The sequence below is a fragment of the Variovorax sp. YR266 genome (assembly GCF_900107295.1).
Lineage (GTDB): Bacteria > Pseudomonadota > Gammaproteobacteria > Burkholderiales > Burkholderiaceae_C > Variovorax.
This window is the reverse complement of record NZ_FNPM01000012.1, coordinates 61,310-73,799: the sequence shown is the minus strand read 5'-3', so window position 1 is coordinate 73,799 and position 12,490 is coordinate 61,310. Positions and strand designations below refer to the sequence as shown.

Here is a 12,490-nt window from a genome sequence, read left to right as displayed (position 1 = left end):
GGTGAAGCCAACTCTACGAAGCGCATCCGCGGGGTCGATAACCCGTAGATGACGTTTCTGTCAGGTACATCGGTGCGATGTGCCGCCCGGGGCTGCGAAACCAAACCTCTCTTGCATAACCGCCAGCGCGGCGCGCATAAGCCATGGCGCGACGCGCGGGAGAGGTCTATCGTTGCGGCCACCCGTTTAAACCAAGGGATCTCTCATGAGCGAAAAACTCTCCTTCGTCAATCCGACCGCGAACAGCCCGTGGGGCACCTATCTCTCGCAGGTCGACCGCGTCGTGCCGTACCTCGGCCCGCTGGCCCGCTGGGTCGAAACCTTGAAGCGCCCCAAGCGCGCGCTGATCGTCGACGTGCCGATCGAGATGGACGACGGCACCATCGCCCACTTCGAGGGCTACCGCGTGCAGCACAACATGAGCCGCGGCCCGGGCAAGGGCGGCGTGCGCTTCCACCCCGACGTCACGCTCGAAGAAGTGATGGCCCTGTCGGCCTGGATGACCATCAAGACCGCGGCAGTCAACCTGCCGTACGGCGGCGCCAAGGGCGGCATCCGCGTCGACCCGAAGAAGCTGTCGCTGCAGGAGCTGGAAAAGATCACCCGCCGTTACACCAGCGAGATCGGCATCATCATCGGCCCGCACACCGACATCCCCGCGCCCGACGTCAACACCAACGGCCAGATCATGGCGTGGATGATGGACACCTACTCGATGAACGTCGGCGGCACCGCCACCGGCGTCGTTACCGGCAAGCCGCTGCACCTGGGCGGCTCGCTGGGCCGCGTCAAGGCTACGGGCCGCGGCGTGTTCGTCACCGGCCGTGAAGCCGCTCGCCGCCTGGGCATGGACCTGCGCGGTGCGCGCATCGCCGTGCAGGGCTTCGGCAACGTGGGCTCGGTCGCGGCTGAACTGTTCGCGGAAGCCGGCGCCAAGATCGTCGCGGTGCAGGACCACACCGGCACCATCGTCAACACCAACGGCCTCGACCTGGCCAAGCTGATCCCGGTGGCCAACAAAGACGGCGTGGTCGCCTTCAAGGCCGGCGGCGACATCGTGCCGAACGAAGACTTCTGGAACGTCGCCTGCGACATCCTGATCCCGGCCGCACTCGAAGGCCAGATCACCGCCGAGCGCGCACAGAAGACCACCGCCAAGCTGGTGCTCGAAGGCGCCAACGGCCCCACGGTGCCGACCGCCGACGACATCCTCGCCGAGCGCGGCGTGCTGGTCGTGCCCGACGTGATCTGCAACGCCGGCGGCGTGACCGTGAGCTACTTCGAATGGGTGCAGGACTTCTCGTCCTTCTTCTGGGACGAAGACGAGATCAACGTGCGCCTCGACCGCATCATGATGAACGCGCTCAACCAGATCTGGGACACGGCGGACAAGCACAAGATCACGCTGCGCACGGCGACGTATGCAGTGGCTTGCGAGCGCATCCTGATGGCTCGTCAAGAACGCGGCCTGTACCCCTGATGATTTCTTGACGCTCGGGGACGGTACGCTCGGGGGATGAGCACCATCCCCGCGCAGAAACTTCCTCCTCTCCCAGCGGACAGCGTCGCCCGCCTGCAGGCCCTGATGGCCGGCGGGCAGCGCAAGCTGCTGGGGCTGGTCGGCGCACCCGGTGCGGGCAAGTCCACGCTCGCGGCGGCGCTGCTCCAGTCGGTGGGTGCAGATCGCGCCCAGGTCGTCCCCATGGACGGCTTCCACCTCGCCAACGTCGAGCTGCAACGGCTCGGCCGCTCCGGCCGCAAGGGCGCGCCCGACACCTTCGACAGCGCCGGCTATGTCGTGCTGCTGCAGCGCCTGCGCGAGCAGCGGCCCGATGGCGACATCGTCTACGCCCCCGAATTCCGCCGCGAGATCGAGGAGCCGATTGCCGGCGCCATTGCGGTGCTGCCGACGACTCAACTCGTCATCAGCGAAGGCAACTACCTGCTGCACGACGTCGGCCCGTGGGCTGGAGCGGCGGCGATGTTCGACGAGGTCTGGTACGTGGACATCGACGATGCGGTGCGTGAGGAGCGCCTGGTGCGGCGCCACCAGCAGTTCGGCCGCAGCGCCGAGGAGGCGCGCGCCTGGGTGGCGAGCACCGACGCGCCCAATGCACGGCTGATCGCGGCGACGCGGGTGCGCGCGCATCACGTGCTGCCCTGGTCCTGAAAATCTCGCGCGGCAGGGAACGCTGGCGCGCGGGCGCGCTCGAAGCCTTGCCGGCAAGGCGCCGGTTAGCATTCGCCGCTCCATGCCGTCCATGCACCTCACTTCTTTCCCAGTTGTTCGCGCCCGGGTTCTCGTACTCGGCCTGCTGTCCGCCCTTGTACTTGCCGGCTGCGGCAGCACATCGCGCCGCGTGAATTACGAGCCCGAAGCCTTCGGCTCGACCACCACCCATACCCGAGATTACGAGGCCACCGAGGCCCAGACCTGCGAGGCCGCGCGTCGCGCGCTGCTGAGCCAGGGCTACATGATCACGGCGGCCAACGCCGATCTCGTGACCGGGCGCAAGAGCTTCCAGCCGGCGGCCGAGGTGCATGTCGAGGTCGAGTTCCGCGTGGTCTGCGCGCGCGAGAGCACAAGAAGCGGCAAGGCCAGCAAGAGCACCGTGGCTTTTGCGACCGCGCTGCAGGACCGCTACGGCATCAAGAAGGTGAACAACTCGGCCAGCCTCGGGGTGGGCGCGATCGGCTCGCTCTCGCTGCCGTTCTCGGGCAGCGACGACGCGATGGTGAAGGTCGCGAGCGAAACGCTGACCGACGAGCGCTTCTACGACCGCTTCTTCGCGCTGCTCGACCGTTTCCTCGAAGGCCCCGAAGGGGAGGGAGAAGCCGGGACGCCCGCGGAAACAACACCGGTCGCCTCGCCGCCTGCTCCCGCCGCTGCCCAGCCCGCCGTCACCTATCCGGTGAACTCGTCGCCGAACCGGGGCTGACGCCGGGCTCCAAAGTACCAAGATTCGTCTTACAATCTGGGCATGGCTTCCACCATCCCGGATTCGGCGCAATGCGCCTCGCGCCTTCGCACCTCGGTGTCGCAGCTGACGCGCCAGTTGCGCAGCGGCAGCGCCGCGCCTGATGGCCCCAGCGTGGCCAAGCTCAGCGTGCTCGGCCAACTGCATCGGCATGGGCCGTGCACGCCCACCACGCTGGCAGGGCTCGAACGCGTCAAGCTCCAGTCGCTGACCCGGCTGCTGGCCGAGCTGGAGGCCGAAGGCTGGATCGGCCGCACGCCGCACCCGACAGATGGGCGCCAATGGCTGCTGTCTCTCACGGCCGAGGGCATACGCCGTCTGAAGGCGCTCATGCGTTCGCGCGAGGCGGCATTGGCCGAAGCGATCAGCGCCACGCTCGATGCCGATCAGCGCGCCTTGCTGCTGCAGGCCTGCGGGCTGATCGACGGCATCGCCGCCGCGCTGGAAAGCAGCGATCCACCGGCGCCAGGGGCATGAACGGCGCCCCGGCACTGCAACGCCTGACTGGCCCCTGGCGCCACGGCCGCTGGCGCCCCGGCGTACAACTGGCAGCGGCGGTGGCCATCGCCTGGGGCGTCGCCACCGCGTTGCACCTGCCCGAAAGTTTCTGGGCGGTGATGAGCGTGCTGATCGTCATGCGCCCGAGCGCCGGCTCCACGCTCGATGCCGGATGGAACCGTGTGTGCGGCACGGCCGCCGGCGCGCTGTGCGGCCTGGCCGGCGTCTATCTGCAGCACCATGGCGCGCCGATGCTGGCGACCACGCTTGCCGTCGTCATGTTGCTGGCGTTTGCCAGCGCGGCCGCGCCGGGCTTGCGCAGCGCACCGGTGGCCGCGTTGATCATCCTGTCGGCCGGCGGTATTCCCGGCCATTCGGCGCTGCAGGTTGCGCTGCTGCGCATGGCGCAGATCGGCATCGGCGTGGGAGTGGCGCTGGCGGTTTCGACGCTCGTGTCCGAATACCACGCGGGCGCGCGTTTCGACGAGGGCTGCGCCGCGTTGCTGCACGGCATCGCGAAACGCATGGCCGCTGCGCGAAGGCCTGCCGGTGCCGAGGCGGAGCGCATTCACGCGGGCACGCGCGCGTCGCTGGGCCGGCTGGCCGTGCTGGCCGGCGGCGCTGACCTGGAGGCGCGGTGGTGGCGCCGCGGCACCGCCGGGGGGCACAGCGCCTATCGCGACAAGGCCCGGCTGGCGGCGCGCATCTTCCAGGACGCCGTGGTGCTGGATCGCGTGTTCCGGCAGATGCAGGGCGCGCAGGCCGACGCCGCATGGCGCGAAGCGGCGCAGGCTGCCGGTGCCGCAGTCGCCGGCATGGCCGATGCGCTCGCGGGCAAGGGCGCGCCACCGGACCTCGACGGGCTCGACCGCTGCGCGCAGGCGTCGCAAGGCCCCCTGTCGAATGCACTCCTGGCCGCACCCCTGAGCCTGCTCCTGGACGACCTGCGCAACCTGCAGAGTGCTCTTGTTCGCCCACTGCCGGAGCAGCCCACCCACTAGAATCTTCCGAAAATCAATCGTTTCGGAGAGGGACGGGCATGGAAGATCAGTCGCAGGACGCGCGCTACGCGCCTCCGCAATCCCATGTGGAGGACGTGCTGCAGCCGGGCCAGACGCAGCCCGGCGAGCTCGCAACGCGCGGCACGCGCTTCCTCGCCGCGATGCTCGACGCCGGCATCTCCATCGCCGTGATATGGCTCCTGGCGAAGTTCACGCCCATCAACCTCTGGGAGGACGACGGCCTCGGACTCTGGGAGCCACGCATCTCCAGCGCGGCCTCCGGCATCGTTCTCTACCTCGTTCTGCACGGCTACCTGCTGGCCACTCGCGGCCAGACCATCGGCAAGGCGCTGTTCAAGATCCGCATTGCCCGGCCCGACGGTTCGCGGGCGCAGATCGGACGCATCCTGGCCCTGCGCGACGGCCCGGCGTTCTTCACGACCATCTGGCCGCTGCTCGGGCCGATCTACGTGCTGATCGACAGCCTCTTCATCTTCCGTGCGTCGCGCCGCTGCCTGCACGACCAGATCGCCGACACCGTCGTGTTGCAGGCCTGAGCGAGCGCTTCGCCAGTGCGCCTCGACACGCTCTACACCGCCGAGACCCCGGAAGGCATCGCGCTCTCGCTGCGCCCGGCCGGCCTGGTCGCGCGCGGGCTGGCGTATCTCATCGACTTCGCGATCCGGCTCGGCATCTTCACTGCGATCTCCATTGCCGTCGGCATGATGGGCAAGATGGGCTTCGGCATCCTGCTCATCAGCTACTTCTGCCTCGAGTGGCTCTACCCCGTGATCTTCGAACTCACGCGCGCGGCGGCCACGCCCGGCAAGCGCGTGATGGGGCTGCGCGTGGTGATGGACTCGGGCCTGCCCGTGACGCCTGCCGCCGCGCTCACCCGCAACCTGCTGCGCGCGGCCGACTTCGTGCCGGCCTTCTACGGCGCGGGCATCGTGTCGATGCTGTGGCGGCGCGACAGCAAGCGGCTGGGTGACCTGGCCGCCGGCACGCTGGTGGTGTTCAGCGACCACGTGAGCCTGCACGGCGAGGTGCCCGCGGCCGAACCGCAGGCCCCCGCACGGCCGCTGTCGGCGCGCGAGCAGATGGCCATCGTCTCGTGGGCCGGTCGCGCGACGCGCCTGACCCCCGAGCGCTTCGACGAACTCGCCCGCGTCGCCGAACCGGTGCTGGGCCCCGACACTTCCGGCGCCTCCGCGTCGCAACGCCTGCTGGGCGTGGCGCAGTGGGTGCTGGGCCGCCGCGCCGGCGCCGATGCGCGAGGAGGCGGGCGATGACGCCACTCGATTTCGAAGCAGCCTACGCGCCGCTGTGGACCGAACTCGAAGCCGTCATCCGCGTGGCCGAGACCAAGCGCAAGTTCGACGGCGCGCGGCTCGCCACGCTGTACCGCCGCGTGTGCGAGCACCTGGCGCTGGCGCAGGCACGCGCCTACCCCATTCACCTCACGCAGCGGCTCGAAAGCCTGACCCAGAGCGCGCACCGGCTGATCTACCGGCAGCACGACTACGGCCTGGCGCGCTTCGCCCGGCTGGCGCTGGTCGACTTTCCCGAGGCGGTGCGGGCGCATCGCGTCTACCTGCTGGTGTCCGCGCTGATGTTCTTGCTGCCCCTGTTGGCGGCGGGCTGGGCGGCCTACCGCGACCCGGGCTTCATCCTGCACCTGCTCGACGCCAGCGCCGTGCAGCAGTTCGATTCCATGTACAGCGACAGTGCCGAGTCGCTGGGCCGCACGCGCAGCGCGGGCGACGACTGGCAGATGTTCGGCTTCTACATCATGCACAACATCGGCATCGGCTTTCGCTGCTTCGCGGCCGGCATATTCGCCGGCGTGGGCAGTGCCGCGGTGGTGGTGTTCAACGGCGTGCAGATCGGCGCGGTCGGCGGCTACCTGATCGCGGCGGGGCATGCGGAGAACTTCTGTTCCTTCGTCATCACGCACTCGGCATTCGAGCTCACGGCCATCGTGCTGGCTGGCGCGGCCGGCCTGCGGCTCGGCTATGCGTGGGTTGCGCCCGGCCGCTACACGCGGCTCGAATCGCTGCGGCTGGCCGCGCGGCATGCCGTGGTGATCGTCTACGGCGTCATCGGGCTGCTGCTGATCGCCGCCGCGATCGAGGCCTTCTGGTCGTCGGCGCGCTGGATCGCGCCGGCCGTGAAGTACGGCGTGGGCGGCGCCTGCTGGGTGCTGGTGCTGGCGTACCTGGGCTGGCAGGGCCGGCCGCGCGCCGCTGCTGCTACTGCAAAGGCTGAAGACCGTGCAGGTTGACGGCCTCGCCATCGCGCTGCGGCCACGGCCCATGGCCGAGGCCGCGGATCTGGGCGCCCAGCTGGTGCGCAGCCATGCTCGCTCGGTGTGGCGCACCTTCCTGCCGGTGTACATCGTGACCGTGCTGCTGGTGCTCTGCACGGTCGAGATCGCCGGCTGGCTGCCCAGCCTGCTGATCTTCTGGCTCAAGCCCTGGTTCGACCGCAGCCTGCTGTTCGTTCATTCGCGCGCGGTGTTCGGGCAGGAGACGCGCTGGGCCGACCTCTGGCAAAACCGCCGCGCGGTGTGGGGCGGGCAATTGCTGCGCACGCTGCTGTGGCGGCGGTTTTCGCCCTGGCGTTCGTTCACCCAGGCAATCGACCAGCTCGAAGGCCAGCGCGGCAGCGCACGGCGCAAGCGGCGCACGCAGTTGCTGCGCGGACGGCGCGGCGCGGCTACGGGCATGCAGATGGTGTTCGCCAACGTGGAGATGGCGCTCGACATCTGCCTGCTGTCGCTGCTGTTCTGGTTTGCGCCGGAGGGCAGCGCGAAGGATCTGTTCGGTTGGCTCACGCAGTCGGACGTTCCGCTGCAGAGCCTGCTGACGGCGGGGGCCTATGCGCTCGTCGTCGGCGTGCTGGAGCCGTTCTACGTGGCGGCCGGTTTTGCGATGTACCTCAACCGCCGGGTAGAGCTTGAAGCGTGGGACATCGAGCAGGAGTTCCGCCGTGGGTTCCGCTGACACCTCCAGGCTTCGCGCACTTCGTATCGCGGCGGCTGTGTTGGCCGTGTGCGCCATCGTCGCGATGACGCCGCCGGCAGTCGCCGCCGAGGCCCCGACCCGCGAACAGGTGAAGACCGCAGTCGACAAGGTGCGCGCCGATCCGAACATGCCCGGCACCAAGACCGAAAGAAAGCTGCGCTTCAAGGAACGCGACGACGAAGAGGAAGACGAACCCGAGAAGAAGACCGACAGCCTCGACTGGCTGCGCGATTTCATCAGGTCGGTGGCCGAGGGCGCGCGCTGGCTCATCTGGGGGCTGGGCGCGCTGGCGCTGGCCTGGCTGGTGGTTCGCCTGCGCCGCTGGATGCAGGTGCGTGCCGGCGGTGCCCGGCCCGGCAAGGGGCTGCTGCCCAGCCATGTCGGCAGCCTCGACATCCGGCCCGAAAGCCTGCCCGACGACATCGGCAATGCCGCGGCCGCACTCTGGCAGCGCGGCCAGCACCGGCCCGCACTGTCGCTGCTGTACCGCGGTGCACTGTCGCGCCTCGTGCACGCGCACGGGGTGCCGGTGCGAGCCGCGAGCACCGAGGGCGAATGCATGCTGCTCTCCGCGACCCGGCTGACGCCCGATGCGCAGGCCTTCTTCGTGCGACTGGTCGGTGTCTGGCAGCTGGGGGCGTACGGCGGTCGGCTGCCTTCCACCGCGCAGGTGCTGGCGGTCTGCGGCGAGTTCGATCGGCATCTTTCCGCCGCCGCGCCAGCCGTCACCGATCTGAAGGGCGCCGTCGCATGAACGCCTGGCTGATTCGCATCGGCTCGGTGCTCGTGCTGGCGGCAATCGGCTTCTGGCTGGTCTCCGCCACCGAATGGGCCGACACCGAAATACCAACGCCCGCGAGCGGCGAGGCCAAGAAGAATTCGTTCTACGGCGCGCAGGTGATGCTGCGCGAGCTCGGCGTCCAGGTGGTCAAGCACGACAGCCTCGACACCATGCCCCCCGCGCAAGCACGGCTGGTGCTCGCCTCCAGCCACTGGGACATGTTCCCCGAGCGCGAACAGCGCCTGCGCCAATGGGTCGAGCAGGGCGGGCACCTCGTGATGCCCAGCCACCTCGTCAACAGCGACCTGCTTGAAGGCTGGATCCCGCTGGTCCGCGAAAAGCCGCCCGCCGGGGACGAGAAGAAAGAGTCGAAAGAGTCATCCGGACCCAGGAAGCGACTGCCCAAGTCGCAATTTGCCGAACCCGCCAAGGACGCGGATTGCCATGCGGTGACCGAGCCCGAAACCGTGCCCGCGAGCTTCACAGGTGGCCGCAGCTTCCGCATCTGTACCTGGTGGTCGCCAGCGCGCTACCGGCCCGCCGACAAGCAGCCGCCGCCCCTGTGGACCGTGCTCGGCGCGAAAGGCACCGAAGCGATCCGCGTGCAGGTCGGCCGCGGCACCGTCACCGTGATGCCCTGGGGCCTGTGGCACAACGCGAGCCTGACGCGCGGCGACAACGCGCTGTTCGCCGTTGCCGCGGTGCAGGCGCGCAGCGGCGCCGAAGTCTGGTTCGTTGCCGAGGAAACGCGCGAACCCTTCCTGCGCTGGATCTGGAACAAGGGCTGGGCGGCCCTGCTCGTGGGCCTGCTGGCGCTGGCTGTTGCGCTTTGGCGAGCGGCCGTGCGCTTCGGGCCGCTGGCGCCCTCGGCCGGCACGCATCGGCGTTCCATGGCCGAGCAGGTGCGCGGCACCGCCGGCTTCCTGCACATGCACGGCGCCGACGCGCTGCACGCCGCGCAGCTGCGCGCGCTGAACGAATCCGCCGGCCGCCAGCTGCGCGGCTATGCGCGCCGCGATGCCGCCGCGCGCGCCGCCGCCATCGCGCAGGCCACCGGGCTGGAGGCGGCCATGCTCGTTCGGGCGATGGGCGAGCGGGCTCGCCATGCCGGCGCCATGTCGGTCGACCTGGAGGTGCTGGAAACCGCGCGCCGGCGGCTCGACGCCCACGGGCCGTTCATGCCTTCACCTTCTTCTTCAACCACATCCTGAACCGAGAGACGCTCATGCAAGCCATCCAACCCGAAGAACTGACGCGTGCGGCCCAGTGGCTGCAGACGCTGCGCGCCGAGGTCGGCCAGGCCGTGGTCGGCCAGCTCGAGGCGGTCGACCAGACGCTGATTGCGCTGGTTGCTTCGGGCCACGTGCTGATCGAAGGCGTGCCGGGGCTCGGCAAGACCCTGCTTGCCCGGGCGCTGGCGCAGGCCATGACGCTGCGCTATGCGCGCGTGCAGTTCACCCCCGACCTGATGCCCTCGGACATCACGGGCCACGCGGTGCTCGACCTCGCCGCGCGCGGCGAGAGCAGCCTCGGCACGCTACGCGTGCACCAGGGCCCGGTGTTCACCAACCTCCTGTTGGCCGACGAAATCAACCGCGCGCCGGCCAAGACCCAGAGCGCGCTGCTCGAAGTCATGCAGGAGTACCAGGTCACGCTCGAAGGCACGGCCATGCCGCTGCCGCGCCCGTTCATGGTGATGGCCACGCAGAACCCGATCGACACCGAAGGCACCTACCCGCTTCCGGAGGCACAGCTCGACCGCTTCCTGCTGAAGATCGACATCGGCTTTCCGAGCCACAGCGAAGAGAACGCCATCGTGCAGCTGACCACGCGCCAGCGTGCCGGCAACCAGTTTCCGCTCGAGGCCGTGCGCCCCTGCCTCGACGAGGCGCAGGTGCTCGAACTGCAGCGGCTGGCCTGCCTGGTGCAGGCCGACGAACGCGTGATCGACTACGCGGTGCGCATCGCGCGCGCCACGCGCGACTGGCCGGGCCTCTCGTCCGGCGCCGGGCCGCGCGGCACCATGGCCTTGGTGCGCGCCGCCCGCGCCGCCGCGCTGATGGCCGGGCGCGACTTCATCACGCCCGACGACGTGGCGCGCCAGGCGCTGCCCGCACTGCGGCACCGCGTGATGATCTCGCCCGACGCGCAGCTCGAAGGCCTGGGCGTCGACACCCTGCTGCGCGCCGCCCGCGACAGCGTAGAGGCACCAAGGCTCTAGGCCCGCGGATGCGCGCTGCTGTTCCGATCCCCGCGCGTGCGGCCGTGCTGGCGCTGGCCGGCCTGACCGTGGCCGCGTCCGTGGCGCTGCTGCTGGGCATGCCGGTGGGCTACGTCGCCATCGCGGCGGGCGTGCTGCTTGCGCTGGGGCTCGTGCTGGCGGGCGTCGATCTCTGGCAGAGCCTGCGCCTGTGGCGCGCCGCGCCGCTGCGCATCGAGCGCAACCTGCCCGGCGCCTTCTCGCTCGGCGTGCCCACGGTGCTCACGCTCACGCTGGTGAACGAAGGCGCGCAGGCCTGGCAGGTGTCGGTGTTCGACGAGCTCGACGCCCACTTCACCTTCGAGGGCCTGCCGCAGACCGTCGCCGTGCCGGCACTCTCACAGGTCGCGCTGCGCTACACCGCTACCGCAACGCAGCGCGGCGTGGCGCAATTCGGCGCCACCCAGCTGCGCTGGCGCACCCGCTTCGGCTGCTTCGACATGCGGCAGACGCTGGGCGAGCCGCGTCGGCTGCGCGTGTACCCCAACTTCGCCGCGCTGGCGCGCTACGCGTGGCTGTCGGGCGACCGGCGGCTGGCGCAGATCGGCATCAAGACCTATGCGCAGCGCGGGCTCGGCACCGACTTTCGTCAACTTTCTGACTACAAGACCGGCGACTCGCTGCGCCACATCGACTGGAAAGCCACGCAGCGCCAGCGCCGGCCGATCGTGCGCGAGTTCCAGGACGACCGCGACCAGTGCGTGCTGTTCCTGCTCGACTGCGGCCGCCGCATGCGCGCCGACGAGGGCGCGCTGGCGCTGAAGGCCAACAGCCACTTCGATGAGGCGCTCAATGCGCTGATGCTGTTGAGCTACGTGGCGCTGAAGGAAGGCGACGAGGTCGGCGCCATGACTTTCGGCTGCCCTGCCGAAGAGCGGCGCGACTTCGCCCCGCGCAAGGGCACCGCCACCCTCAACGCGCTGATGAACCGGCTGCACGACATCCAGCCCGGCGCCACCCATTCGGACTACCTGCTGGCCGCGCAGGAAATGCTGCGCGTGCAGAAACGGCGCGCGCTGGTCATCGTGCTGACCAACTTCCGCGACGAGGACGCGGCCGAGCTGCGCCCCGCGATCAAGCTGCTGCGCCGCAAGCACCTCGTGCTGGTCGCGAGCCTGCGCGAGCGGGTGCTCGGGCGCATCGCCAGCCAGCCGCTGGTGCATGCGCGCGACGCCGTCGATGTTGCGGCGGCGCATCTGTTCGAGCAGTCGCGCCGCGATGCTTTTGCGCGGGTGGTCGGCAACGATCCGCTCTCGGTAGACGTGGAGCCGGCCGACCTCGCGGTGGCGTTGGTGAACCGCTATCACGCCGTCAAAAGGGCTGGTCTTTTGTAAAGGTCTTTGCCCAAAATGTGAACTTCACAGCAGAGGAGAGAGAAAAGCACATGACCGAGATGACCAATCCCTATGCCGCGCCCCGCGCCACGGTAGCCGATGTGTACGAAGGCGATGCGGGCGTCCAGCCCGTGAAGCTGTGGTCCGCCAAGGGCCGCATCGGGCGGGCGCGCTTCCTGGCGTACACGATGTTTTCGTACATCATCTTCATCGTCGCGGCCACCTTGCTGGGTTTCATTCTCGGCATCGCCGGCCTCGGGCGTTCCGAGGGGCTGATCGTGGCGCTGACCTTCCTGCTCGCGATTCCGTATTTCGTCTTCTACGTGCTTACGGGCATCCAGCGCTCGCACGACATGGACTGGTCGGGCTGGATGCTGTTCCTGGCGCTGATCCCGCTGGTCGCGCTGATCTGGATCTTCAAGTCGGGCACCAAGGGCAGCAATCGCTTCGGCGCGCCGCCGCCGCCCAACACCACTGGCGTGCTGATCGGTGCCTGGCTGCTGCCCGTCATCGTGGGACTCGGCATCGTCGCGGCCATCGCGCTGCCGGCCTACCAGGGCTACGTGACGCGGGCCAAGGCCGCGCAGGTCGAGCGCCCCTGACCTGAAGAAC

General features: G+C 69.4%; 14 protein-coding genes. All 14 read left to right on the top strand.

Going from position 1 to position 12,490, the window contains the following annotated elements; translation table 11 throughout:
* The first annotated feature begins 205 nt into the window (after positions 1–205).
* The gene (locus BLW48_RS26650; RefSeq protein ID WP_093057682.1) at positions 206–1,480 is read left to right on the top strand and encodes a Glu/Leu/Phe/Val family dehydrogenase; all 1,275 of its coding nucleotides are present in this window, start codon (positions 206–208) and stop codon (positions 1,478–1,480) included.
* Between the two features lie 36 nt (positions 1,481–1,516).
* A complete protein-coding gene (locus BLW48_RS26645) occupies positions 1,517–2,170 on the top strand; it encodes a nucleoside/nucleotide kinase family protein (RefSeq protein ID WP_093178453.1) in 654 nt (217 codons plus the stop codon).
* 190 nt (positions 2,171–2,360) lie between these two features.
* A complete protein-coding gene (locus tag BLW48_RS26640) occupies positions 2,361–2,939 on the top strand; it encodes a DUF2242 domain-containing protein (RefSeq protein ID WP_371127572.1) in 579 nt (192 codons plus the stop codon).
* A gap of 42 nt (positions 2,940–2,981) precedes the next feature.
* Positions 2,982–3,455, top strand: coding sequence for a MarR family winged helix-turn-helix transcriptional regulator (locus tag BLW48_RS26635; RefSeq protein WP_093178450.1), 474 nt, complete (start codon positions 2,982–2,984; stop codon positions 3,453–3,455).
* Positions 3,452–4,477, top strand: a complete 1,026-nt coding sequence (locus tag BLW48_RS26630; protein ID WP_093178448.1) for an FUSC family protein — start codon at positions 3,452–3,454, stop codon at positions 4,475–4,477. The genes BLW48_RS26635 and BLW48_RS26630 overlap by 4 nt, the downstream gene beginning before the upstream one ends.
* Before the next feature lie 38 nt (positions 4,478–4,515).
* Positions 4,516–5,034 carry an RDD family protein gene (locus tag BLW48_RS26625; RefSeq protein WP_093057677.1) on the top strand — a complete coding sequence of 173 codons (519 nt, stop codon included), beginning with the start codon at positions 4,516–4,518 and terminating at the stop codon, positions 5,032–5,034.
* A 15-nt stretch (positions 5,035–5,049) separates the two neighbouring features.
* Entirely contained in the window at positions 5,050–5,769 is a 720-nt protein-coding gene (locus tag BLW48_RS26620; protein WP_093178447.1) for an RDD family protein, read from the top strand.
* Positions 5,766–6,761, top strand: a complete 996-nt coding sequence (locus BLW48_RS26615) for a stage II sporulation protein M (protein ID WP_093178445.1) — start codon at positions 5,766–5,768, stop codon at positions 6,759–6,761. Before BLW48_RS26620 ends, BLW48_RS26615 begins: the two co-directional genes overlap by 4 nt.
* Positions 6,751–7,482, top strand: a complete 732-nt coding sequence (locus BLW48_RS26610) for a hypothetical protein (protein ID WP_093178444.1) — start codon at positions 6,751–6,753, stop codon at positions 7,480–7,482. Before BLW48_RS26615 ends, BLW48_RS26610 begins: the two co-directional genes overlap by 11 nt.
* Entirely contained in the window at positions 7,469–8,257 is a 789-nt protein-coding gene (locus BLW48_RS26605) for a DUF4129 domain-containing protein (protein WP_256330938.1), read from the top strand. The genes BLW48_RS26610 and BLW48_RS26605 overlap by 14 nt, the downstream gene beginning before the upstream one ends.
* Positions 8,254–9,495: a DUF4350 domain-containing protein gene (locus tag BLW48_RS26600; protein WP_093178442.1), complete on the top strand. Its 1,242-nt coding sequence runs from the start codon at positions 8,254–8,256 to the stop codon at positions 9,493–9,495. Before BLW48_RS26605 ends, BLW48_RS26600 begins: the two co-directional genes overlap by 4 nt.
* 14 nt (positions 9,496–9,509) lie before the next feature.
* Positions 9,510–10,505: an AAA family ATPase gene (locus BLW48_RS26595; RefSeq protein WP_093078969.1), complete on the top strand. Its 996-nt coding sequence runs from the start codon at positions 9,510–9,512 to the stop codon at positions 10,503–10,505.
* A gap of 8 nt (positions 10,506–10,513) precedes the next feature.
* Positions 10,514–11,878 carry a DUF58 domain-containing protein gene (locus tag BLW48_RS26590; RefSeq protein WP_093178441.1) on the top strand — a complete coding sequence of 455 codons (1,365 nt, stop codon included), beginning with the start codon at positions 10,514–10,516 and terminating at the stop codon, positions 11,876–11,878.
* A gap of 50 nt (positions 11,879–11,928) precedes the next feature.
* Entirely contained in the window at positions 11,929–12,480 is a 552-nt protein-coding gene (locus BLW48_RS26585) for a DUF805 domain-containing protein (protein ID WP_093057670.1), read from the top strand.
* Positions 12,481–12,490 lie beyond the last annotated feature (10 nt).

Bases quoted from the DNA above. Each gene is read 5' to 3' on its own strand.
- BLW48_RS26625 (WP_093057677.1), top strand. From the start codon at position 4,516: ATGGAAGATCAGTCGCAGGACGCGCGCTACGCGCCTCCGCAATCCCAT.
- BLW48_RS26650 (WP_093057682.1), top strand. From the start codon at position 206: ATGAGCGAAAAACTCTCCTTCGTCAATCCGACCGCGAACAGCCCGTGG.
- BLW48_RS26585 (WP_093057670.1), top strand. From the start codon at position 11,929: ATGACCGAGATGACCAATCCCTATGCCGCGCCCCGCGCCACGGTAGCC.
- BLW48_RS26645 (WP_093178453.1), top strand. From the start codon at position 1,517: ATGAGCACCATCCCCGCGCAGAAACTTCCTCCTCTCCCAGCGGACAGC.
- BLW48_RS26595 (WP_093078969.1), top strand. From the start codon at position 9,510: ATGCAAGCCATCCAACCCGAAGAACTGACGCGTGCGGCCCAGTGGCTG.
- BLW48_RS26600 (WP_093178442.1), top strand. From the start codon at position 8,254: ATGAACGCCTGGCTGATTCGCATCGGCTCGGTGCTCGTGCTGGCGGCA.
- BLW48_RS26590 (WP_093178441.1), top strand. From the start codon at position 10,514: ATGCGCGCTGCTGTTCCGATCCCCGCGCGTGCGGCCGTGCTGGCGCTG.
- BLW48_RS26630 (WP_093178448.1), top strand. From the start codon at position 3,452: ATGAACGGCGCCCCGGCACTGCAACGCCTGACTGGCCCCTGGCGCCAC.
- BLW48_RS26615 (WP_093178445.1), top strand. From the start codon at position 5,766: ATGACGCCACTCGATTTCGAAGCAGCCTACGCGCCGCTGTGGACCGAA.
- BLW48_RS26635 (WP_093178450.1), top strand. From the start codon at position 2,982: ATGGCTTCCACCATCCCGGATTCGGCGCAATGCGCCTCGCGCCTTCGC.